This window comes from Caballeronia fortuita, from assembly GCF_001544835.2.
In the GTDB taxonomy this organism is placed as follows: Bacteria; Pseudomonadota; Gammaproteobacteria; order Burkholderiales; family Burkholderiaceae; genus Caballeronia; species Caballeronia fortuita.
The window spans coordinates 585,895-604,952 of sequence record NZ_FCNX02000001.1 but is presented as its reverse complement, the minus strand read 5'-3'; the positions used below and the strand labels follow the sequence as shown (position 1 = coordinate 604,952).

General features: G+C 63.7%; 21 protein-coding genes. 4 read left to right on the top strand and 17 right to left on the bottom strand.

Annotated features, from left to right (window positions below; genetic code table 11):
• Positions 1-17: 17 nt before the first annotated feature.
• Positions 18-401 (bottom strand): nuclear transport factor 2 family protein, encoded by a 384-nt coding sequence (locus tag AWB77_RS02855; protein ID WP_008351729.1) that lies wholly within the window; start codon positions 399-401, stop codon positions 18-20.
• A 45-nt stretch (positions 402-446) separates the two neighbouring features.
• Positions 447-1,013 (bottom strand): acyloxyacyl hydrolase, encoded by a 567-nt coding sequence (locus AWB77_RS02850; protein ID WP_061132843.1) that lies wholly within the window; start codon positions 1,011-1,013, stop codon positions 447-449.
• 355 nt (positions 1,014-1,368) lie between these two features.
• On the opposite strand from AWB77_RS02850, the gene rpoH reads away from it, so the two are divergent.
• Complete coding sequence (gene rpoH / locus AWB77_RS02845; protein WP_374728670.1) at positions 1,369-2,310, top strand: RNA polymerase sigma factor RpoH; 942 nt, start codon at positions 1,369-1,371, stop codon at positions 2,308-2,310.
• A 142-nt stretch (positions 2,311-2,452) separates the two neighbouring features.
• Here rpoH and nagE read toward each other — a convergent pair whose 3' ends face one another.
• The 5 genes from nagE to AWB77_RS02820 all read right to left on the bottom strand — a co-directional run bounded on the left by nagE (position 2,453) and on the right by AWB77_RS02820 (position 9,927).
• The gene (nagE, locus tag AWB77_RS02840; protein ID WP_061132842.1) at positions 2,453-4,240 is read right to left on the bottom strand and encodes an N-acetylglucosamine-specific PTS transporter subunit IIBC; all 1,788 of its coding nucleotides are present in this window, start codon (positions 4,238-4,240) and stop codon (positions 2,453-2,455) included.
• Positions 4,241-4,323: 83 nt separating this feature from the next.
• Complete coding sequence (gene ptsP / locus AWB77_RS02835; protein WP_061132841.1) at positions 4,324-6,912, bottom strand: phosphoenolpyruvate--protein phosphotransferase; 2,589 nt, start codon at positions 6,910-6,912, stop codon at positions 4,324-4,326.
• A 13-nt stretch (positions 6,913-6,925) separates the two neighbouring features.
• Positions 6,926-7,933 carry an SIS domain-containing protein gene (locus AWB77_RS02830; RefSeq protein WP_061132840.1) on the bottom strand — a complete coding sequence of 336 codons (1,008 nt, stop codon included), beginning with the start codon at positions 7,931-7,933 and terminating at the stop codon, positions 6,926-6,928.
• Positions 7,926-9,029 (bottom strand): N-acetylglucosamine-6-phosphate deacetylase, encoded by a 1,104-nt coding sequence (gene nagA, locus AWB77_RS02825; RefSeq protein ID WP_061132839.1) that lies wholly within the window; start codon positions 9,027-9,029, stop codon positions 7,926-7,928. The genes AWB77_RS02830 and nagA overlap by 8 nt, the downstream gene beginning before the upstream one ends.
• Positions 9,030-9,192: 163 nt before the next feature.
• Positions 9,193-9,927, bottom strand: coding sequence for a GntR family transcriptional regulator (locus AWB77_RS02820; protein ID WP_061132838.1), 735 nt, complete (start codon positions 9,925-9,927; stop codon positions 9,193-9,195).
• A gap of 218 nt (positions 9,928-10,145) precedes the next feature.
• Here AWB77_RS02820 and AWB77_RS02815 point away from each other — a divergent pair, with 218 nt between their 5' ends.
• Positions 10,146-11,177, top strand: coding sequence for a bifunctional helix-turn-helix transcriptional regulator/GNAT family N-acetyltransferase (locus AWB77_RS02815; RefSeq protein ID WP_244158394.1), 1,032 nt, complete (start codon positions 10,146-10,148; stop codon positions 11,175-11,177).
• Positions 11,178-11,228: 51 nt separating this feature from the next.
• On the opposite strand, the gene AWB77_RS02810 is transcribed toward AWB77_RS02815, so the two are convergent.
• On the bottom strand, positions 11,229-12,041 hold the full coding sequence (locus tag AWB77_RS02810; protein WP_061132836.1) for a MetQ/NlpA family ABC transporter substrate-binding protein: 813 nt from the start codon (positions 12,039-12,041) through the stop codon (positions 11,229-11,231).
• Positions 12,042-12,243: 202 nt separating this feature from the next.
• On the opposite strand from AWB77_RS02810, the gene AWB77_RS02805 reads away from it, so the two are divergent.
• Complete coding sequence (locus AWB77_RS02805) at positions 12,244-12,543, top strand: YciI family protein (protein WP_061132835.1); 300 nt, start codon at positions 12,244-12,246, stop codon at positions 12,541-12,543.
• Positions 12,544-12,593: 50 nt separating this feature from the next.
• Here the strand turns inward: AWB77_RS02805 and AWB77_RS02800 are convergent, their stop codons facing one another.
• The 5 genes from AWB77_RS02800 to AWB77_RS02780 are packed head-to-tail and all read right to left on the bottom strand — an operon-like array spanning position 12,594 to position 16,637.
• A complete protein-coding gene (locus AWB77_RS02800) occupies positions 12,594-13,184 on the bottom strand; it encodes an SCO family protein (protein WP_061132834.1) in 591 nt (196 codons plus the stop codon).
• Positions 13,181-14,086, bottom strand: a complete 906-nt coding sequence (gene cyoE / locus AWB77_RS02795) for a heme o synthase (RefSeq protein WP_061132833.1) — start codon at positions 14,084-14,086, stop codon at positions 13,181-13,183. The genes AWB77_RS02800 and cyoE overlap by 4 nt, the downstream gene beginning before the upstream one ends.
• A 9-nt stretch (positions 14,087-14,095) precedes the next feature.
• Positions 14,096-15,217, bottom strand: coding sequence for a COX15/CtaA family protein (locus tag AWB77_RS02790; RefSeq protein WP_061132832.1), 1,122 nt, complete (start codon positions 15,215-15,217; stop codon positions 14,096-14,098).
• Between the two features lie 11 nt (positions 15,218-15,228).
• Positions 15,229-15,864 (bottom strand): SCO family protein, encoded by a 636-nt coding sequence (locus AWB77_RS02785; protein ID WP_061132831.1) that lies wholly within the window; start codon positions 15,862-15,864, stop codon positions 15,229-15,231.
• Between the two features lie 29 nt (positions 15,865-15,893).
• A complete protein-coding gene (locus AWB77_RS02780; protein WP_061132830.1) occupies positions 15,894-16,637 on the bottom strand; it encodes an SURF1 family protein in 744 nt (247 codons plus the stop codon).
• 125 nt (positions 16,638-16,762) lie between these two features.
• Between AWB77_RS02780 and AWB77_RS02775 the strand changes: the two genes are divergently transcribed.
• Entirely contained in the window at positions 16,763-16,972 is a 210-nt protein-coding gene (locus tag AWB77_RS02775; protein WP_035497548.1) for a twin transmembrane helix small protein, read from the top strand.
• A 201-nt stretch (positions 16,973-17,173) separates the two neighbouring features.
• On the opposite strand, the gene AWB77_RS02770 is transcribed toward AWB77_RS02775, so the two are convergent.
• The 4 genes from AWB77_RS02770 to AWB77_RS35270 form a co-directional block, all read right to left on the bottom strand.
• Positions 17,174-18,031 carry a cytochrome c oxidase subunit 3 gene (locus tag AWB77_RS02770; RefSeq protein ID WP_061132829.1) on the bottom strand — a complete coding sequence of 286 codons (858 nt, stop codon included), beginning with the start codon at positions 18,029-18,031 and terminating at the stop codon, positions 17,174-17,176.
• Between the two features lie 67 nt (positions 18,032-18,098).
• Positions 18,099-18,302 carry a DUF2970 domain-containing protein gene (locus AWB77_RS02765; protein ID WP_061133139.1) on the bottom strand — a complete coding sequence of 68 codons (204 nt, stop codon included), beginning with the start codon at positions 18,300-18,302 and terminating at the stop codon, positions 18,099-18,101.
• Between the two features lie 5 nt (positions 18,303-18,307).
• Positions 18,308-18,880 (bottom strand): cytochrome c oxidase assembly protein, encoded by a 573-nt coding sequence (locus AWB77_RS02760; protein WP_061132828.1) that lies wholly within the window; start codon positions 18,878-18,880, stop codon positions 18,308-18,310.
• A gap of 9 nt (positions 18,881-18,889) precedes the next feature.
• A complete protein-coding gene (locus tag AWB77_RS35270) occupies positions 18,890-19,030 on the bottom strand; it encodes a cytochrome oxidase small assembly protein (protein WP_008351762.1) in 141 nt (46 codons plus the stop codon).
• Between the last annotated feature and the right edge of the window lie 28 nt (positions 19,031-19,058).

The following is a 19,058-nucleotide window of genomic DNA, read 5'->3' as shown; positions in this document are numbered from 1 at the left end:
GGAAGTAAAGCGCGTGGCTATTCGAGCGCCACGCGCGTCGCCTGCAGCGCGAGGAGTTGCCACTGGCCTTCGGTTTGCACGTGAACGGCGGTGTAGGCGATCGGAAACAGCAGCGCGCCGTTCTTCGATTCCATCTCGATCAACGCGCGCCCCGAAACGAGACAGGTATCGCGCCCGGCGGGCAGCACGTCCTGCGACTGGATTTCGATCTGGCGATAGCGGCGTCGGCCCGCGGTGATCGCGTCGATGAACTGGCGCTTCGTCTCCCGCTTGCCGTTCGTGTGGACGTAGCTGACGTTCTCGGCCAGCAGCGCGTCCAGCGCCGGGCCGTCGCCTTCGACCATGGCACGGAAACGATCGCGCTCGAGGCCACGGATGGCCTCAATGGTTTTTGCCGGCATCTGTCGATTCCCCTTGTGTCGAGGAACCGATGCGCCGGCGCCCCGTCAGAAGTTGTATTGCAGATATAGCTGGCTGAAATTTATACCAGGATTCGGCTCTTTGATACCGCCGTTCGACAGATGCTGGAACCGATAGCCGACCTGATAGTTCTGTTTGTCGCCGAAGATCATGCCGACGCCCACCATGTCTGCGAACTGGAACGCCGTCGCCACGCTGAAATCTTCGGTGATCCGCGTATGCGAAAGCAGACGCACGCCGACGCCCGCCTCGATGAACGGCCGGAAGTAGCCCGCGCTCTTCACGAAGCGCACGACCGGCGTCACGCCGAACTCCCAGATGTTCGAGTGAACGGCGTTGTCCTCGGTGGTGTGCCAGTACGAAACGTGTCCTTCGCCGACCAGCGTGAAATGAAATCCGCCGATCTCCCACCACGTCAGGCCCGGATCCCAGGTCACGCCGAGATCGGCTTTCTTGATATCGCGGTCGGCCACGCCGCCCGCAAACTGAAGGCCGAAGCGATCGGCATGCGCCGCCGCCGACGCGAAGCCGAAAGCAGCACACACCGCCACGCGCGCCAGCGGGCGATGCCACGAACTCTTGTTTTTATGCATGACCACCCCATTTACTCGGAAGACGGGCGTGTTTCACAAACTTCAGCCGTCTGGCGATTCTAGTGACGTTCTGAAACATTTGCAGAAATCGTATCCTCGCAGTTCGTTTAGTTGAATATTCTTTCGCCGCGACGCACAGAACCGGTAAGTTATTCGAATCCGTCGTCGATACCGGTATTTTGTGCTGCTATGCGCGCAACGGTCTGTCCTATTGATCCCGCAAATCCGATAGATTTTGTGGGAACTCTCACATATCCCTTCGCTCTAACACTTAGCACTCGATGAACCGGAGTGCTAATATCGTGTCTGACTTGCCGCGTTTCTTAAGCGGCACGTGAATTGTTATAAGGAGCTTATGAGCGTGACCAATGCGATGAACCTTCCGAATGTTGTGAGCTCGGCACCTGCCAAGGCATCTTCGGCAGGCGCGCTGACGTACGCACAGTCGTCGATGCTGACCGGCCAGATCGGCAACATCGATTCATACATACAAGCAGTGAACCGCATTCCTATGCTGTCGCAGGCAGAGGAACGTCAGTACGCCACCGAATTTCGCGAGCAGGGCAATCTGAATGCTGCTCGCCAGCTGGTGCTATCGCACCTGCGCCTCGTCGTGTCGATCGCCCGTAACTATCTCGGTTACGGACTGCCGCACGCCGACCTGATCCAGGAAGGCAATATCGGTCTGATGAAGGCCGTGAAGCGCTTCGACCCTGAGCAAAACGTGCGCCTGGTGTCGTATGCAATGCACTGGATCAAGGCCGAGATTCACGAGTACATCCTGCGCAACTGGCGCATGGTGAAGGTCGCGACGACCAAGGCGCAGCGCAAGCTGTTCTTCAACCTGCGCAGCCACAAGACCAGCCATTCGGCATTCACGCCGGACGAGATCGAAGGTCTCGCGAGCGAGCTGAACGTGAAGCGCGAGGAAGTGGCGGAGATGGAAACGCGTCTCTCGGGCGGCGACATCGCGCTCGAAGGCCAGGTGGAAGATGGCGAGGAAGCGTTCGCACCTATCGCCTACCTGGCAGACTCGCACAACGAGCCGACCAACGTGATCGCCTCGCGCCAGTTCGACAAGCTGCAAAGCGACGGCCTCGCCGACGCGCTCGAATCGCTGGATGAGCGCAGCCGCCGCATCATCAAGGCGCGTTGGCTCGACGTGGAAGACGACGGCTCGGGCGGCAAGACGCTGCACGAACTGGCCGACGAATTCGGCGTATCGGCGGAGCGCATTCGCCAGATCGAAGCGAGCGCGATGAAGAAGATGCGCTCGGCACTGCACGACTACGCGTAACCCCTGACTGTGCTGTAGCAGAAACTACGAAGCCCGCCGTCGATGAGACGGCGGGCTTTTTCTTTGTCGGCGCCCGAAAAAGCGAACGGCACCCGAAGGTGCCGTTCGCTCTCGACCACCGGGTCAGCCGGCCACTAGCACATCAGGCAGGCAACGGCGCCGTGCCGCCGGTGCCACCGGGCAGACGCGCAGACAGTTGCGTCGCATAGCGTTGCGCCGCCGAGCCCACGACGATGTGGAACGTATCCGCCGACACCCACGCCACGTCGAGCGAAGACAGACGCTGACGATCCACCGCCGACGGATCGCGCACGACCACGCGCAGGCGCGTCTGCGCCACCGCGTCGAGCGCCGCGACGTTGGTCGCGCCGCCGAACACCGCGAGCCAGCGGAAGGGATCCGGATCGAGCGGGCCGGGCGTCTGATCGGCGCTGGCTGCTGCCACCGGTTGCGCCGGCGTCGACGAGGCGGGCGTCGCGCCGCGCGTCGACGAATGTTCCAGTTCGCTGCGGATTTCATCGGCGATCAAGTCGGCTTCCGGCCCGATGATCACCTGCACGTTGGTCGCACCGCGCTTCAACACGCCGCGCGCGCCGACCGTCTTCAACTGCGCTTCCGACACCTTCTCCGAATCCACGACCGACAGACGCAGACGCGTCGTGCAGGCATCGACGAGCGACAGGTTGGACGCGCCGCCGAGTGCCGCGATGTACCGTGCCGCGCGCGAGTTCGAAGCCGACACGGCCGCACCCGGAACCGGCGGAATCAGACCGCCTGCGACGGTCGTATCGGCATCGGTCTGGGCGTCGGTCGTTGCGGGCTCGCGGCCCGGCGTCGCCATGTTGAACTTGCGGATGAAGAAGCGGAACAGGCCGTAGTAGATGACGAAGTACACCGCGCCGATCACGAGCGCCAGCCATCCGCGCTGCGACAAGCCGTAGTTCAGCACGTAATCGATCGCGCCCGCCGAGAACGTGAAGCCCAGGTGGATGCCGAGCGCCGAGCAGATCGCGAGCGACAGGCCCGTCAGCACGGCGTGGATCGCGTAGAGCACCGGCGCGAGGAACATGAAGCTGTACTCGATCGGCTCGGTGACGCCCGTCAGGAACGCGGTCAGTGCCATCGAGAACAGCAAGCCGCCGACGATCGCGCGCCGCTCCTTCGGCGCTTCATGGAACATCGCGAGACAGGCTGCCGGCAGGCCGAACATCATCACCGGGAAGAAACCCGTCATGAAGCCGCCTGCGGTTTTATCGCCCGCAAAGAAGCGATGCAGATCGCCGTGCACGACCGCGCCACCGTCGGGCGGCGTGAACGAGCCGAACACGAACCACGCGAGCGAGTTGATGATGTGATGCAGACCCGTCACGAGCAGGATGCGGTTCAGCACGCCGAACACGAAGGTGCCGAGCGCGCCGGCCGTCGTGAGCCAGTTGCCCGCGCCGTCGATCGCCGCCTGCACCGGCTGCCAGATATAGCCGAAGACGATGCCGAGCACGAGACACGCGACGCCGGTGACGATCGGCACGAAGCGCTTGCCGCCGAAGAACGCCAGATACTCGGGCAGCTTGATGTCCTTGTAGCGGTTATACAGGTAGCCGGCCACCATACCGGCGATGATCCCCGACAGCACGCCCATGTTGAGCTTGTCGTTGATGTCCTTCATCACGGCCACTTCGATGAGATAGCCGATCGCGCCGGCGAGACCCGCCGTGCCGTTGTTGTCCTTCGCGAAGCCCACCGCCACGCCGATTGCGAACAGCAGCGGCAGATTGGTGAAGATCGCGTCGCCGGCATCGGCGATCATCTTGATGTTGAAGACATCGGGCTGGCCAAGGCGCAAAAGCAGGCCGGCCACCGGTAGTACGGCGATCGGCAGCATCAGCGCGCGGCCTAGTCGCTGCATCTTTGCAAACGGGTTGGCGTCCATCGGGTTCTCCAAAAATATAGGTCTTGTCTTTGCTGCTTCGGGGTTACAAAACAAGCTCGCTGCGACGGCTGCGGGACGGACGTTTAGTCCTGCGGCCAGATTTCGCGGCTTGCCGCTCTTACTGCCTGTGCTGACTCGAGCGCGAGGCAATCCTCGGCGCGCTGACGGCACAGTTGGTAATCGAGATTGCGCACACGCGCCTTGATGCCGGGCACGGACACCGGATCGACCGACAATTCCGTCACGCCGAGCCCGATGAGCAAGGGCGCCGCGACCGGATCGCCGCCGAGCGCGCCGCACACGCCGACCCATTTGCCGTGTTTCTCCGCGCCTTGCACCGCCGCCTTGATGAGACGCAGCACGGCCGGATGCAGGCCGTCGGACTGCGCGGCGAGATCGGGCTGGCAGCGGTCCATCGCGAGCGTGTACTGCGTGAGATCGTTGGTGCCGATCGAGAGAAAATCCGCGTGTTTCGCGAGTTGATCGGAAAGCAGCGCCGCCGACGGCACTTCGATCATCACGCCCACTTCGATCGGTTCGGTGCGGCCCGCTTCGCGCGCCAGTTCGTCGATGCGCGCGCGCAGGCGCTGCAACTCGCCGGAATCGGTGACCATCGGCAGAAGGATGCGCACCGCGCCGACAGGCTTCACGGCGAGCAGGCCGCGCAGTTGGTCGTCGAGCAGATCGGGGCGCACTTGCGCGAGCCGGATACCGCGCAGGCCGAGCGCCGGATTCTCTTCGGGCGGCAAGGTCAGATAATCGACTTCCTTGTCCGCGCCAACGTCGAGCGTGCGGATGATCGCCGTGCGGCCCTGCAACGCATCGACGATGCCCTGATAGCTTTGCGCGTGCTCCGCGACCGTCGGCGCCGACTGGCGATGGATGAACAGCAGTTCCGTGCGCAACAGGCCAACGGCATCGGCGCCGTTTTCGACGGCGGCCTTCGCGTCGTCGAGCGTCGCGATGTTCGCGGCGACTTCGATCTGCCGCCCGTCTTTCGTCGCCGCCGTCTCTTGCGACAACTTGCGGTTCGCTTCGCGCACGCCCGCGAGCCGGTCGCGTTCGTTGCGCGCGCGTTCGACGTCCAGCGTGCTCGGTGCGTGCTCGACCCGTCCCGCGGATGCATCGACGACGACTTGCGTGCCTTCGGGAATCGCGTGCAGCGCATCGCCGATCGCGACGAGCGCCGGAATGCCGATCTGCCGCGCGATGATCGCCGCGTGCGAGGTCGCGCCGCCGCGCGCCATCACGAGCGCGGTGACGCGCGTGCGGTCGAGCGACGAAAGATCGGACGGCGTGAATTCGACGGCGGCGAGCACGGCTTCCTGCGGCAGTTCGCGCGCCGCCGTGTTGGTGAGACCGAGCGCGCGCAAAACGCGCTTTTCGATGTCGCGCAAATCGGCCGCGCGCTCGGCGAGCAGGTCGTCCTGCACGTTCGACAGCAGCGCAATCTGCGCGCGGATCGCCTCGCGCCACGCGAAGCCCGCGCTCTTGCCGAGGCTGATGAGATCGCGCGCGGCATCGACGAGCGTCGGGTCCTCGAGCAGCACGCGATGCACCGCGAAGATGCCCGCCTCGCCGACCGCGCCACGCTGCGACGCGGTGCGGACGGTTTCGCCGAGTTCGGCATCGACCTGGGCGATGGCTTTATCGAGCGCCCGGCTTTCCGCCGCCGACTGACCGCTCGCCTGCTCCGGCGGCACGATCTCCTGATCGTCCCAGCGCACCAGCTTGCCGACCGCGATGCCCGGCGCCGCGCACACGCCTGCGAGCGTGTTCGGCGGCAACGGTTCGCCCGTGCGCGTGGCCTGCACGGCCGGCGCGGGAGACTTCGCGCGCGCGGGCGTCTCTTCGACTTCGCCCTGCGCCGCGCGCAGCAACTCGGCGGCGACCGCTTCGACCGCTTGCCGCGCCTCGTTGCCAATGCCGACGAGTTCGATGGTCGCGCCCTCGCCCGCACCGAGTCCGAGCAGACCGACGACGCTTTCCACCGGTGCCTTCTTGCCTTCGTAACGCACTTCGACCTTCGCGTCGAAGCCGCGCGCCGCTTCGCGCGCCCGCGCCGCCGGACGCGCATGCAGGCCGCCCGCGTGAGCCAGTGTCAGGGCGCGGCGCGCCTCCTCGAGCACGACCGCGCCCGCACGCGCCGTTTCGGCTTTCTCGCCGTCTTTCGCCCGCAACACGAGCAGGCGCGCGCCCGCCTTCACCATGCCGCGGCTGGCGCGATCGGTGACGTCGAAGGCATCGCCATTGGCGATCGCGATCACCGAAACGAGGCTCGGCGCGTGCTGCGCGACGAAGTCCGCGTCGAATTCGATGAGCGGTTCTCCCGCGCGCACCGTCGCGCCCTGCTGAACCTTCGGCGTGAATCCCTTGCCGCCCAGCTCGACCGTGTCGATCCCGATATGCACGAGAATTTCCGCGCCTTCCTTCGTGCGCAGCGTGACCGCGTGATGCGTGCGCGCGAGATGCGTGACGACGCCGTCGCAAGGCGCGACGAGCACGTTGTCGAGCGGGTCGATGCCGATGCCGTCGCCGAACATGCCCTCGGCGAACACGGGATCGGGCACGTCGGCGAGCGGCACGACGGGACCGGCGAACGGCGCGAGCAGCACCACGTCGTTCGGGTTATCGATGGAATGGTTCAACAGTGACTCCTCGGCACGGCGCATCGGGTTGTCTCACTCAATGGGTTTCGGTGACCTTGTTCAGGTGGCGCGGCGCGTCGGGATTGCGCCCGCGCGCGGCGGCCAGGCCCGCGGCCATCACGTAGAACGAAAGGACTGCGGCGATCGGGTCGAGCGCCGGATGATCGGTGGCGACGAGCGGCAGTTCCGCCTGCGCGACGTCGTCCGGCGCAGCGAGCAGCACGCGCGCGCCGCGCGCGCGCATGTCGGCGGCGAGCTGGACGAGACCCGCCTGCTCCGGCCCGCGCGGCGCGAATACGAGTAGCGGATAGTCGCGGTCGATGATTTCCATCGGACCATGACGCACTTCGGCGCTAGAGAACGCCTCGGCCTGAATGCCCGACGTTTCCTTCAGCTTGAGCGCAGCTTCCTGTGCGATCGCAAGACCGAGTCCCCGGCCGATCACGATCATGCGGTCGACGTTCTTCAGTTCATCGACGGCACGCGTCCAGTCGAGCTTGCCCGCCGCGCGCAGCTTCTCCGGCAGCGACTCGAGCGCCTTCAGCAATTCGACGTCGCGCTGCACGTGCGCGATCACGATCGCCGACAGCGACAGCATCGCGATATAGCTCTTCGTCGCCGCGACGGAAAGCTCGGGACCGGCGAGCAAGGGCAGAAAGTACTCGCACGCGTTTTCGAGCGGCGAGCCGGTCACGTTGACGGCGGCGACGGTGAACGCGCCCGCGTCGCGCAGCGCCTGCATCGTGCCGACGAGGTCGGGGCTCTTGCCCGATTGCGAGAACGCGACGGCCAGTTGCCCGGAGACGCGCAGCGGCGCCTGCTGCAACGTGGCGACCGACATCGGCAGCGATGCGACCGGCACGCCGATGCGGCTCATCGTCAGGCTTGCGAAGTAACTGGCTGCATGGTCCGAGCTGCCGCGCGCGACGGTCAGCGCCACGTTGCGCGGCTGCTCCTTGAGCTTCTCGGCGAGCGCTTCGATGCGCGAGGTATCGGCGAGCTGGGCCGCGACGACGTCGGCGGACTCTAGCGCCTCATTAAGCATATTCGACAATTGATTCTCCTTCGACATATGTAGCGGTCAGCGCGTGGTCCCGGTCGAGCACGACGAGATCGGCCCAAGCGCCGCGCGCGATGCGGCCGCGGTCTTCGAGTCCGAGATAGTCGGCGGGGAAACGCGACAGGCGATTCGAGACGTCCGCGAGCGGAATGCCCAGCGAGACGAGATTGCGCAGCGCCTGATCCATCGTCAGGGTGCTGCCGGCGAGCGTGCCGTCCGCGAGACGCACGCCGCCCATGCACTTGGTGACGTGCTGGCTGCCGAGGCGATATTCGCCGTCGGGCATGCCGGCCGCCGACGTGCTGTCGGTCACGACGTAGAGGCGCGGAATCGCGCGCATCGCGGCGCGGATCGCGCCCGGATGCACGTGCAACAGGTCGGGAATGAGTTCGGCGTACTCCGCATGCGCGAGCGCCGCGCCGACCATGCCGGGATCGCGATGATGCAGCGGCGACATCGCGTTGAAGAGATGCGTGAAGCCGCGCGCGCCGTGCTTGAGCGCGTTCACGGCGTCGTCATAAGTGCCGAGCGAATGGCCGAGTTGCACGCGCACGCCGCGCGCGGCGAGGTCGGCGATGATGTCGAGATGTCCGGAGATTTCCGGCGCGATCGTGACGACGCGGATCGGCGCGAGATCGAGATACTTCAGCACTTCATCGCGCACCGCGACGGCAGCGGCGTCCGGCTGCGCGCCGAGCTTGCCGGGATTGATATACGGGCCTTCCAGATGCACGCCCAGCATGCGCGCGCCGCCCGAAGCACGGTGCTTCGCCTGTTCGCCCAGGCCCGCGACGACGGCCATGAGCTCGTCGCGCGGCGCGGTCATCGTCGTGGCGAGCAGGCTCGTCGTGCCGTGTTGCGCGTGCTGTCGCGCGACGGTGTCGGCCGCGTCGCCGCCTTCCATGATGTCGCGGCCGCCGCCGCCGTGCACATGCAGGTCGATGAAGCCCGGCAGGATGTACGGCGCGTCGTTGGCGAGCGGATCGGCGATGTGGCCTTCGAGCGCCGTCACGCGCCCGTTTTCGAAACGGACCGAGCCGTGAATCCAGCCGTCCGTTGTGAGTATGTTTCCTTTCAGCATGAATATCTCTGGAAGTACGCGATGCATGGATGAGGTTCAGTGCCATTCGCGCCGTGCTGCGAGCAGGCTTTCGTTACGAAAGAAGCGAACGGCTTCCTTGGGTCCTCTCGTTCTCTTTCTTGATGTCTTGATGCGTTTCCGCGATGCGCGTCTGTCCCGACGCTTATCGATGCAGCTCCGCGACGAAGTCGTAGTAGTCGTCGCGGCAATAGGTGTCCGTCAATTCGATCGCGCGCTGATCCGCCGAATAGCCGATGCGCGTGATCACCAGCAATGCCGCGCGAGGCGCCACGCCCATCAGCCGTGCGGTTTCGACGCCGGCGTTCACCGCGCGGAAGTGCTGCAACGCGCGCACCACCGACGTCCCGCGCTCCTCCAGATACCGGTACAGCGACGCGCCGATCGCGAGCGGGTCCGGCACCACTGCCACAGGCAAGGTCGACTGCTCGACCGCCATCACGATGCCGTCCGCGCGCCGTAACCGCCTCAGGCTCGCGACGGCCGCGCCCGGCGACAGGCCGAGTTGCACGGTTTCGTCGCGATTCGCCGCGCGCACGCCGCGGTCGAGCCAGATCGAGTCCGGCAGGAAGCCGCGCTGTTCCATCTTGCGGGTGAAGCCCGTCAGCCGGGACAGCGGATCTTCGACGCGCGGCGTGATGAAACTGCCCGCGCCGCGCACGCGCCTGATCAGGCCTTGCTCGACGAGCAGCGCGATGGCTTTTCTCGCCGTAATGCGCGAAACGCCGACACGCTCGGACAGCGTGCGTTCCGAAGGCAACGCCTCGCCCGCCGCCCAGTTCCCCGCGTGCACCGCCTTGGCGAGACGCGAGGCCAGTTGAAGATAAAGCGGCGTATCGCTGCTCGCGTCGGGCGTCAAGTCCTGCCAGCGGTTCTCCATCTAACGCCCCTACCTGCCGAAGTGGAGCCCATTATATAACCAACATAATACCAGTCAACGTTAAAGCTCGACATCAGATGCAGGGTAGCTATCCTATAAAAATCAATGAGTTAAAGTATTTTTAGTGAATCGATTGAGAACAAGACGGCTATCGGGACTTTCCCGTACCTTCGGTCCACTTTCCTGACTGGTTCCTGAACTGTCGACCAACCCATTTTTTGGGGCATTTTCGTATTCGCACGGCCGTTCTTATTTGGCACAATGCATACATTAGTTCGGATTCGCAATTAATTTCAACAAGACCAACGAGAGAGACTAACGCAATGGGCTATTCCGATCCGGGCCGGGCCGTCGACGCAGTGCGTCGCTTCAACCGCTTTTATGCACGCCATACAGGGGCGCTCCACGAAAGGCTGCATCAAAGCTCTTTTTCATTGACTGAAGTACGCATTCTTCACGAACTGGCAGAAGAACGCGCCACTACTGCTGCCGACTTGTCGCGCAACCTCGGGCTCGATACCGGGTATCTGAGCAGGCTGATCAACAACTTCCAGAAACTCGGGCTGGTGGTGCGGCGAAAGAACGAGCTGGATGGCCGCGCGCATCTGCTGCACATCACGCCCGAGGCCAAAGCTCAGGTCGACGAAATCGATCTGCACGTGTCGGCCGAAACCGCCACGCTGCTCAAGCGGCTGGGCGCCGCCGAGATCGATCAGTTATGTACCGCGATGGCCGATGTCGAACGGCTGCTTTCGCCGGCACGCGCCGATGGCGAAACCCGGCTGCGCGTGCCGCGCGGCGGAGACTTCGGCTGGATGATCGAGCGTCTGGCGCATCTTTGTACGTGGGATCGCACGAAACTCTCCAACGAGGCAATCGCATCGCAGCTGGTCGCGAACTTTCTGTCGGAGATGCAGGCGAACACGCCGCGCATCGCGTGCTGGGTGGCGGAGCAGCCCAACGCCACGCGCGTCGGCGCCGTCATACTGGCGGCGGAATCCGAGACGCGGGCGCGCATCGACTTGTTGTTCGTCGAACCGGGCGCGCGGCGGCGCGGACTCGGCGAGCGCCTCGTCGCGGCATGCACGAATTTCGCGTACGGCGCGCGCTACGAGCAGCTTGTCTGCCGTCTCGACGAACCTCAGGAAGATCTTTGCGCCCTTTTCCTGCGGACCGGCTTCACGCCGGTACAGGAAGGGTCGAACGGCATTCTCTGGCAACGTGCGTTGCAGCAGGTGATCGTCGACTAAAGAGAAACGGCGTCCGTCAGGACGCCGTAGCAGATACACGCAAGATCGCGCTCAGAACGAAGGAACGACCGAGCCCTTGAACTCGCTCTTCAGAAACTGCCGCACGTCTTCGGACTGGTAAGCCGCGACCAGCTTCTTCACCCACGGCTGATCCTTGTCCTTCGCGCGCACGGCGATGAGGTTCGCGTAAGGGCTGTGCACGTCCTCGAGCGCGATCGCGTCCTTGGTCGGTTGCAGGCCGGCCGCGAGCGCGAAGTTCGTGTTGATGGCAGCGGCATCGACGTCGGCGAGTGTGCGCGGCAATTGCGCGGCATCCAGTTCGACGAGCTTGACCTTCTTCGGATTCTCCGCCACGTCGAGCGCGGTCGCGCTGTTGCCGTTCGTGCCGGCGCCCGCCTTCAGCTTGATAACGCCTTGCGATTGCAACAGCAGCAGCGCGCGATTCTCATTCGACGGATCGTTCGGCACCGCGACCTTCGCGCCTTGCGGCAATTCCTTCAGCGACTTGAGCTTCTTCGAATACACGCCGAGCGGCGAGATATACGTCAGCCCGGCGTTGACGATCTTATAGCCGCGCTGCTTCACCTGGCTGTCCAGATACGGCTGATGCTGGAAGCTGTTCGCGTCGAGATCGCCGGCGTCGAGCGCGGCGTTCGGCTGCACGTAGTCGTTGAACTCGATGACCTTGACGTTGAGCCCTTCGCGCTTCGCGACCTTCTGCACGACTTGCCAGATCTGCGCGTCGGGACCGCTGATCGTGCCGACCTTGATCACCTTGTCGTCGGCGTGAGCGGCGAGGCTCGTGAACATCGCGGCGGACGCGGCGATGGCGGTAATGGCTTTGAGCAAATTTCTGCGCTGCATGGTGTTCCTGTTTCAGTGGTGCGTTCTTGCTGGGATTGCGTATTGCGCCACCGGCCCGCGATTCGAGCCGGGTCATGGATGTTCGCACAGCTTTGGTGCGACGGAAAATACAGAATGCTCATGTGAATATCCCGCGCAGCAAGGGCGGATAGAATCGCGACAGAACGTCACAACCTTTCGCACTCCGGAGGCGACTCTCATCATGTACGTGATCAATCTGCGCTATACGGGCGCGCTTGCCGAGATCGACGACGCCCTGGAGGCGCATCGCATCTTTCTCGAACGCTACTTCGCGGCTGGCGTGTTCGTCGTCGCGGGGCCGAAAGTGCCGCGCGAAGGCGGCATTATCCTGGCGTCGGGCATCGAGCGTGACCGCCTCGACGCGATCATCGCGGACGATCCGTTCGCGCAACAAGGGCTCGCGCACTACGATGTAATCGAGTTCAAGGCGACGCGGCTCGCGCCCGGTTTGAACCTGCCAGAACCGTCATTGGACGGCTGAAACGAAAAGTGGCCGCACGGGCCACTTTCGCAGATCGTTCGAGTAACCGATCAGTCGATCAACAGCTTCAGGTCGTGAACCCACGGATCGACGCCCTGCCCGTCGCGTGCGAAAAGACGCAGCTTGCCGTCCTTGTCGAAGACATAGCTTGCGGCGGTGTGGTCCATCGTGTAATCGTCGGCCGTCTTGCCTTGCGACTTCGCGTAGTAGACACGGAAGTCCTTCGCGACTTGCGCGAGTTGCGCATCGTTCGCGGGCCGCAAGCCGATATACGAGCCGTTGAACGCCGCGACGTATTGACCGAGCAGATCAGGCGTGTCGCGCGCGGGATCGACGGTGACCATCAGCACCTGCACGTCTTTCGACTTGTCGCCGAGTTGCTGCATCGCTTGCGAGAGTTCGGCGAGCGTCGTCGGGCACACGTCCGGGCAATGCGTGTAGCCGAAGAACAGTACGACAGCCTTGCCCTTGAAGTCCGCCAGCGTGCGCGTCTTGCCGTGCGTGTCAGGCAATGAGAAATCGCTGCCGAACTGCTTGTTGCCGGTGATATCGAGGTTCTTGAAGTCCGGCGCCTTCTCGCACGCCGAAAGCAGCGCCGCCACGAACAGCAGCGCGAATACGCGACGAAGAACGGCCGTCATGCGCCGATCACCGTGCGGACGTAATGATCGACGAGCAGCGCGCCGAACAACAGCGACAGATACACGATTGAATAGCGGAAGGTCTTGCGCGCGAGCGCATCGGAATAATTGCGATACATCTTCCACGCATAGCCGATGAACCCCGCGCCCAGCGCGATCGCGCTCGCCAGATACACGACGCCGCTCATGCCGGAGATATACGGCATCAGCGTGACCGCGAACAGCACGAGCGTGTAGAGGAAGATGTTGAGCAGCGTGTATTTTTCGCCATGCGTGATCGGCAGCATCGGCAGGCCGGCGTTCTCATAGTCCTTGCGGCGATACAGCGCGAGCGCCCAGAAATGCGGCGGCGTCCACACGAAGATGATGAGGACGAGAATCCACGCGTCGCCGGGCACGGCGCCCGTAACGGCAGCCCAGCCAAGCGCGGGCGGCATCGCGCCCGATGCGCCGCCGATCACGATGTTCTGCGGCGTATAAGGCTTGAGCAGCAGCGTATAGATAACCGCGTAGCCGACGAACGTGGCGATGGTGAGCCACATCGTGAGCGGATTGGTGAACGTGTAGAGCGTCCACATGCCGATGCCGCCGAGCACCGCCGAAAACGTCAAAATCTGCGCCGGCGTGATCTGCCCGCGCGCGGACGGACGCCATGCGGTGCGGCGCATCTTGGCATCGACTTTCTGCTCGACGAGACAGTTGATCGCGAACGCCGCGCCCGCCAGCAGCCAGATGCCGACGGCGCCGCCGATCAGTTTGTCCCACGGCACCATGCCGCGGGTGGACAGGAACATGCCGATGACGGCGCAGAACACGGCGAGTTGCGTCACGCGCGGCTTCGTCAGTGCGAGATACTGCGATGCGCGGCTACCGAGAGGGGAATGTAGTGTCGTGCTATCCATGATGTGGAGTCACGCTGAAACGACGTCGCGCGCGGGAACTGCGGCGCGGCCGGGACGGCTGGAAGAGATTCGAAAGTTTAGCATAACGAGTAACAGCAACAGGATCGCGGCCCCGCCGTTGTGCGCCACCGCGACCGGCAACGGCCACTGCAGCACGATGTTCGACATGCCCGTGAGGAACTGGACGACGATCATCAACAATACGCCGTTCGAAGGCTTTCGCAGCGCTTCGAAACGTCGCAGTCTGGATGCCAGCCACAGCAGATACAGCACGACGACGACCGCGAACGTGCGATGCGTCCAGTGAATGGCGACGAGCGCGTCCTGCGAGATCACGTCGCCGTCGCCGGTCATGCCGAGCGCGCGCCAGAGATGGAAGCCATGCTCGAAGTTCATCGGCGGAACCCATTGGCCGTTGCAGAGTGGAAAGTCCGTGCACGCTAGAACCGCATAGTTTGTGCTGACCCAGCCGCCGAGCGCGATCTGCACGACGAGCAGCAGCAAGCCGAATGCCGCGGCCGGCATCCAACGCGCGGAGGCGGCAGCGGGAATCGAGTCGGGCGATGGAATCGGCGTCATGCGCGCCGCCAGCCAGCCGAGTACGGCGAGTAGCGCGAGTCCGAGCAGCAGATGCGTCGTGACGATCACCGGCTGCAGCTTCAACGTGACGGTCCACGCGCCGAACGCGCCTTGCAGCAGGATCAGCAGCAGAATGCCGGTCGGCCACCAAGGCGACACGTGCAGCGGACGCTTCTTGATGCGCGCCGTCCAGGCGATGAGCACTTGCGCGATGATGAGCACGCCGATCGCCATCGCGAAATAGCGATGCAGCATCTCGATCCACGCCTTCATCATGCTGACGGGGCCGGTAGGCATCGCCTGATAGGCGGCGGAAATCTGCGCATGCGCGATGAACGGCGACGACGTGCCGTAGCAGCCGGGCCAGTCCGGGCAGCCGAGGCCGGAATCGGTCAGACGCGTGAAGCCGCCGAACATGATGAGATCGAGCGTGAGGAAGGTCGTCAGCCAGACGAGCTTGCGGAATTTGTCGTCGTCGGCCTTGACCCATACGTACGACAGCGGCAGCAGCGCGATGCAGATACCGATCAGGCCCAATTGCAGCAGAAACATATGCGCTTACCTCAGCCGATCCGCGACCACTTCAGAAGCTTCGCCACATCCGCGTTGATCTTCTTCGGATCGGGGTTCTTCGGAAAGCGCATCATCAGATTGCCGTTCGGGTCGACGAGAAAGATGTGATCCGTGAGCTTCGTGCCGTCGTTCACGGGCAGCCACGCGGCGATCGCCTTTTCGTCGGCGACGAGCATGCGCGTGTCCGGCTGCGGATACGCGGTCTTGATGACATCGGAGACGGGTTTGTCGTCGGTGCGCAGCCAGACGTTGACGACGCGCTCGCGCTCGCCCGATTGCAGCGCGCGCACCTGACGCATGAAGTAGAGGCGCGTCGCGCATTGCTCGTCGCAATCGCTGCCGTTGACGATGACCATCAGCCATTTGCCTTCGAGCGACTTGAACGGCACGCTCTGCCCTTTTTCGTCAGTGACGACCAGTTGCGCCGGAATCGGGCGCTGGGGATCGATCAGCGCGCCGTAGCTCGACGTTCCGCCCGCCGGCTTGAACACGTAGTACATCAGGTACGACGCGATCACGGGCGCCGCGCACACCAGCGCGAGCAACAGGAGCATCCAGCGGCCGCTGATCCAGGGGCCTTTCTTCGTGGGGCGCTGCGCGGTGGCAGTGGAACGTTGTGATTGCATCGGTAAAGCGTGTCTCGGTTCGTCGGTGGTCAGGCGTGGTGCTCGGCTTCTTCGTCGCTTTTGTTGACGTCGTCGCACTTCTTTGCGGCGCGGCGCGCGGCATACAGGCCGAATCCGATGGCCGCCGCCGCCATGCCCCACCACTGGAACATGTAGCCGTAGTTTCGTTCGACGCCCAGCGTCGGCGCAGGCCAGTCGCGCACGAGCTTGTCGCCGGTGTCGTTCGTCTGCTGAATCACGAACGGCTGGAACGCGAGCCCGGTTTCGGCCGCGTACGATTTGATGTCGAGGTTCTGGCGGATCTCCCTGTGCGCAGCCGATCCGCCGCTGCCCAGTTCGAACGCCTGCGACGCATTCGCGCGCGCGATGCCTTTCACCTCGACGACACCTTTCGGCGTCTCATACGGCTCGATGCCCGTGCGGTCCGCCATGTTGCGCGGCAGCCATCCGCGATTGACGAGCACGTAGCCGCCACCCTCGAGTTTAAGCGGCATCACGACATAAAAGCCTGGCTGGTCGTTATACGGACGATTGTCCAGGTACACGACGCGCTCCGGCATGAACTCGCCGCGCGCCGCCACGCGATGAAATTCGATCGCCGCGAGCGGCATCGGCTCAACGCCGACATCGCGCGCAGGCGCATTCTCGAACGCGACGATCCGCGCGTTGAGCGCCTCCTTCTGATGCGCACGGTCGCGCTGCCAGAAGCCGAGGCGCACCGTCACCGCGACGACGATCAGAATCAGGAGCGCGGGCCAGAAGCGGATCTTCATGCTGCGCGCCTTAGCGCCGGCATCCGGCCGGCCGCTGCACGGCTCGATGCATCGAGTGAGATAATGAGACGATCCGAATTAATACTGCTCACCGTGGTTCCTGAGCACAATCGCTGGCTGGTTTCATGCACATCATCGTTGCTATCGCGTTCATCCTTATCATCGGCAGCCTGGGCTCGGCGCTCTACTTCATGATGACCGACCGGGGCAAGACCAAGCGCATGGTCTGGTCGCTTGCCGCGCGCGTCGGGCTGTCCATCTCGCTCTTCCTCTTTATCCTGTTCGCGCACTGGATGGGCTGGATTCAGTCGTCGGGCATTCCTATCGGACGATAACCCGTCGCGCGGGTTCTGCCCTACGGGGCTAATTGTCGCAACGCGGCACTTGCCGCCACGCTCCTCATCGCCCTTCAAACGACGACGCCGCCCTTTGAGACATCGAGGGCGGCGTGTTGGTCACTGCTTCTTTGCTCTCGGACCGGCGCTGCCGCCGGCCTTTTTCGCGGACGGCGCATCGCGCGCCCGCTCCGATCTTCCTTACAGCCAGTAGACGACGACGTACAAACCCAGCCACACGGCGTCGACGAAGTGCCAGTACCACGCGGCGCCTTCGAACGCGAAATGGTGCTCCGCCGTGAAGTGGCCGCGAATCAGGCGAACCATCACGACAGCGAGCATCGTGCCGCCGAGGAACACGTGGAAACCGTGGAAGCCGGTCAGCAGGAAGAACGTCGAGCCATACACGCCGGAGTTGAGCGTCAGGTTCAGTTCGTTGTACGCGTGGAAATACTCGTAGCCCTGGCAGAACAGGAAGATGATACCGAGCAGAACCGTCGCGGCCAGCCAGATGATCGCCTTCTTGCGATGATCTTCACGCAGCGCATGGTGCGCCACGGTCAGCGTCGCGCCGGAGGACAACAGCAGCGCCGTGTTGATGGTCGGCAGCGGCCACGGCACCATCGCGCGGAAATGCGGCACGAGCGCGGCGGGACCGTTGTTCGGCCACACGGCGGTGAAGTCCGGCCAGATCAGCTTGTAGTCGAGGCTGCCGAGCTCGTGCATCGCGATGGCGCGCGCATAGAACAGCGCGCCGAAGAACGCCGCGAAGAACATCACCTCGGAGAAGATGAACCAGCTCATGCTCCAGCGGTACGACACATCGACGCGCTTGCCGTACATGCCGCCTTCGGATTCGGAAATCGCGTCGCCGAACCAGTGCCACAGCACGAACAGCACGAACAGCAGGCCGATAAACGTGCCGACCGGCCCGAAGCTATGGCCGTTCACCCACGACGCCAGCGACGCCAGCATGATCAGCAGGCCAGTTGCAGCCATCACCGGATGCCGCGACGGATGCGGCACGAAATAGTACGGGCTCTCGTTTTGACCGCTCATTGTTGATTCTCCACTTCGATCCAGTTGCTTGAATTTTCTTTTGACGCCGATGCTCTCGGCGTTCCGTCTATCCCACTACCGCGCGCACGACCAGCAGCAACACGACGATGAACAGCACCGCGCCGATGACGCCCGCCGCGATCAGATGCAGCGGATTCAACTGCGCGGCATCGCTCTCCAGGTCGGCCCGGCGCCGCACGCCGAAGAACGACCAGAAAACCGCCTTCACGAGCTTGAGGAAACCACCCTTGTTCGGCGTGTTCGCGCTCATGGCCGTCACGAACCTTTCGCCACCGACTTCGGCGCGTTCAGCTCGAAGAAGGTGTACGACAGCGTGATCGTCTTCACGTCCTTCGGCAGCTTCGGATCGACGACGAACACGACCGGCATGCGCTTGGTCTCGTTCGGTGCGAGCGTCTGCTGCGTGAAACAGAAGCACTCGATCTTCTTGAAGTATTCGGTGGCCTGCTTCGGCGCATAGCTCGGGATCGCCTGCGCGTTCACCGTGCGATTCTGCTCGTTGGTCACGTCGTACATGACCGTCATCACTTCGCCGGGGTGAATGTCGAGCGTGTTCTGCTCCGGCTTGAACTTCAGCGGGCCGCGCGCGTTCGCATCGAATTCGATCGAGATCGAGCGGCTCATGTCCACCTGCGTGTTCTTCGCCTCGCGCGCGCCGACGTCCTTCTGCACGAGATTGTTGATGCCGGTGATCTGGCAGATCGCGCGATACATCGGCACGAGCGCAAAGCCGAAGCCGAACATCAGCGCGGCGACGACGAAGAGCTTGACCAGCATCGACCGGTTGAACGACCGGTCGACATGCGGATTTTCCTGCTGAGTGGACACGTTGCTTTCCTACCCTCGCGACAACAGGTATTGCCTCACGACGATACCCAGAAAGAAGACGGCGGCAACCAACACCATGATGATTCCGAGCCGCTTGTTGCCCGCGCGTATTTCTTCGGGCGTGCGTCTTTTTTGTGGATTCGGGGCCATGCTTTCCTGACTTTTCATTCGCGGAGCC

Excerpts from the sequence above, each read along its gene's own strand:
- AWB77_RS02780 (WP_061132830.1), bottom strand. The coding sequence starts at position 16,637 with ATGAAGATCCGCTTCTGGCCCGCGCTCCTGATTCTGATCGTCGTCGCG.
- nagE (WP_061132842.1), bottom strand. The coding sequence starts at position 4,240 with ATGGACGCCAACCCGTTTGCAAAGATGCAGCGACTAGGCCGCGCGCTG.
- AWB77_RS02810 (WP_061132836.1), bottom strand. The coding sequence starts at position 12,041 with ATGCAGCGCAGAAATTTGCTCAAAGCCATTACCGCCATCGCCGCGTCC.
- AWB77_RS35270 (WP_008351762.1), bottom strand. The coding sequence starts at position 19,030 with ATGGCCCCGAATCCACAAAAAAGACGCACGCCCGAAGAAATACGCGCG.
- AWB77_RS02775 (WP_035497548.1), top strand. The coding sequence starts at position 16,763 with ATGCACATCATCGTTGCTATCGCGTTCATCCTTATCATCGGCAGCCTG.
- AWB77_RS02820 (WP_061132838.1), bottom strand. The coding sequence starts at position 9,927 with ATGGAGAACCGCTGGCAGGACTTGACGCCCGACGCGAGCAGCGATACG.
- AWB77_RS02785 (WP_061132831.1), bottom strand. The coding sequence starts at position 15,864 with ATGCAATCACAACGTTCCACTGCCACCGCGCAGCGCCCCACGAAGAAA.
- AWB77_RS02830 (WP_061132840.1), bottom strand. The coding sequence starts at position 7,933 with ATGCTTAATGAGGCGCTAGAGTCCGCCGACGTCGTCGCGGCCCAGCTC.
- rpoH (WP_374728670.1), top strand. The coding sequence starts at position 1,369 with ATGAGCGTGACCAATGCGATGAACCTTCCGAATGTTGTGAGCTCGGCA.
- cyoE (WP_061132833.1), bottom strand. The coding sequence starts at position 14,086 with ATGGATAGCACGACACTACATTCCCCTCTCGGTAGCCGCGCATCGCAG.
- AWB77_RS02800 (WP_061132834.1), bottom strand. The coding sequence starts at position 13,184 with ATGACGGCCGTTCTTCGTCGCGTATTCGCGCTGCTGTTCGTGGCGGCG.
- ptsP (WP_061132841.1), bottom strand. The coding sequence starts at position 6,912 with ATGCGCCGTGCCGAGGAGTCACTGTTGAACCATTCCATCGATAACCCG.
- AWB77_RS02850 (WP_061132843.1), bottom strand. The coding sequence starts at position 1,013 with ATGCATAAAAACAAGAGTTCGTGGCATCGCCCGCTGGCGCGCGTGGCG.
- AWB77_RS02770 (WP_061132829.1), bottom strand. The coding sequence starts at position 18,031 with ATGAGCGGTCAAAACGAGAGCCCGTACTATTTCGTGCCGCATCCGTCG.
- AWB77_RS02765 (WP_061133139.1), bottom strand. The coding sequence starts at position 18,302 with ATGAGCGCGAACACGCCGAACAAGGGTGGTTTCCTCAAGCTCGTGAAG.
- AWB77_RS02855 (WP_008351729.1), bottom strand. The coding sequence starts at position 401 with ATGCCGGCAAAAACCATTGAGGCCATCCGTGGCCTCGAGCGCGATCGT.
- nagA (WP_061132839.1), bottom strand. The coding sequence starts at position 9,029 with ATGCTGAAAGGAAACATACTCACAACGGACGGCTGGATTCACGGCTCG.
- AWB77_RS02805 (WP_061132835.1), top strand. The coding sequence starts at position 12,244 with ATGTACGTGATCAATCTGCGCTATACGGGCGCGCTTGCCGAGATCGAC.
- AWB77_RS02790 (WP_061132832.1), bottom strand. The coding sequence starts at position 15,217 with ATGTTTCTGCTGCAATTGGGCCTGATCGGTATCTGCATCGCGCTGCTG.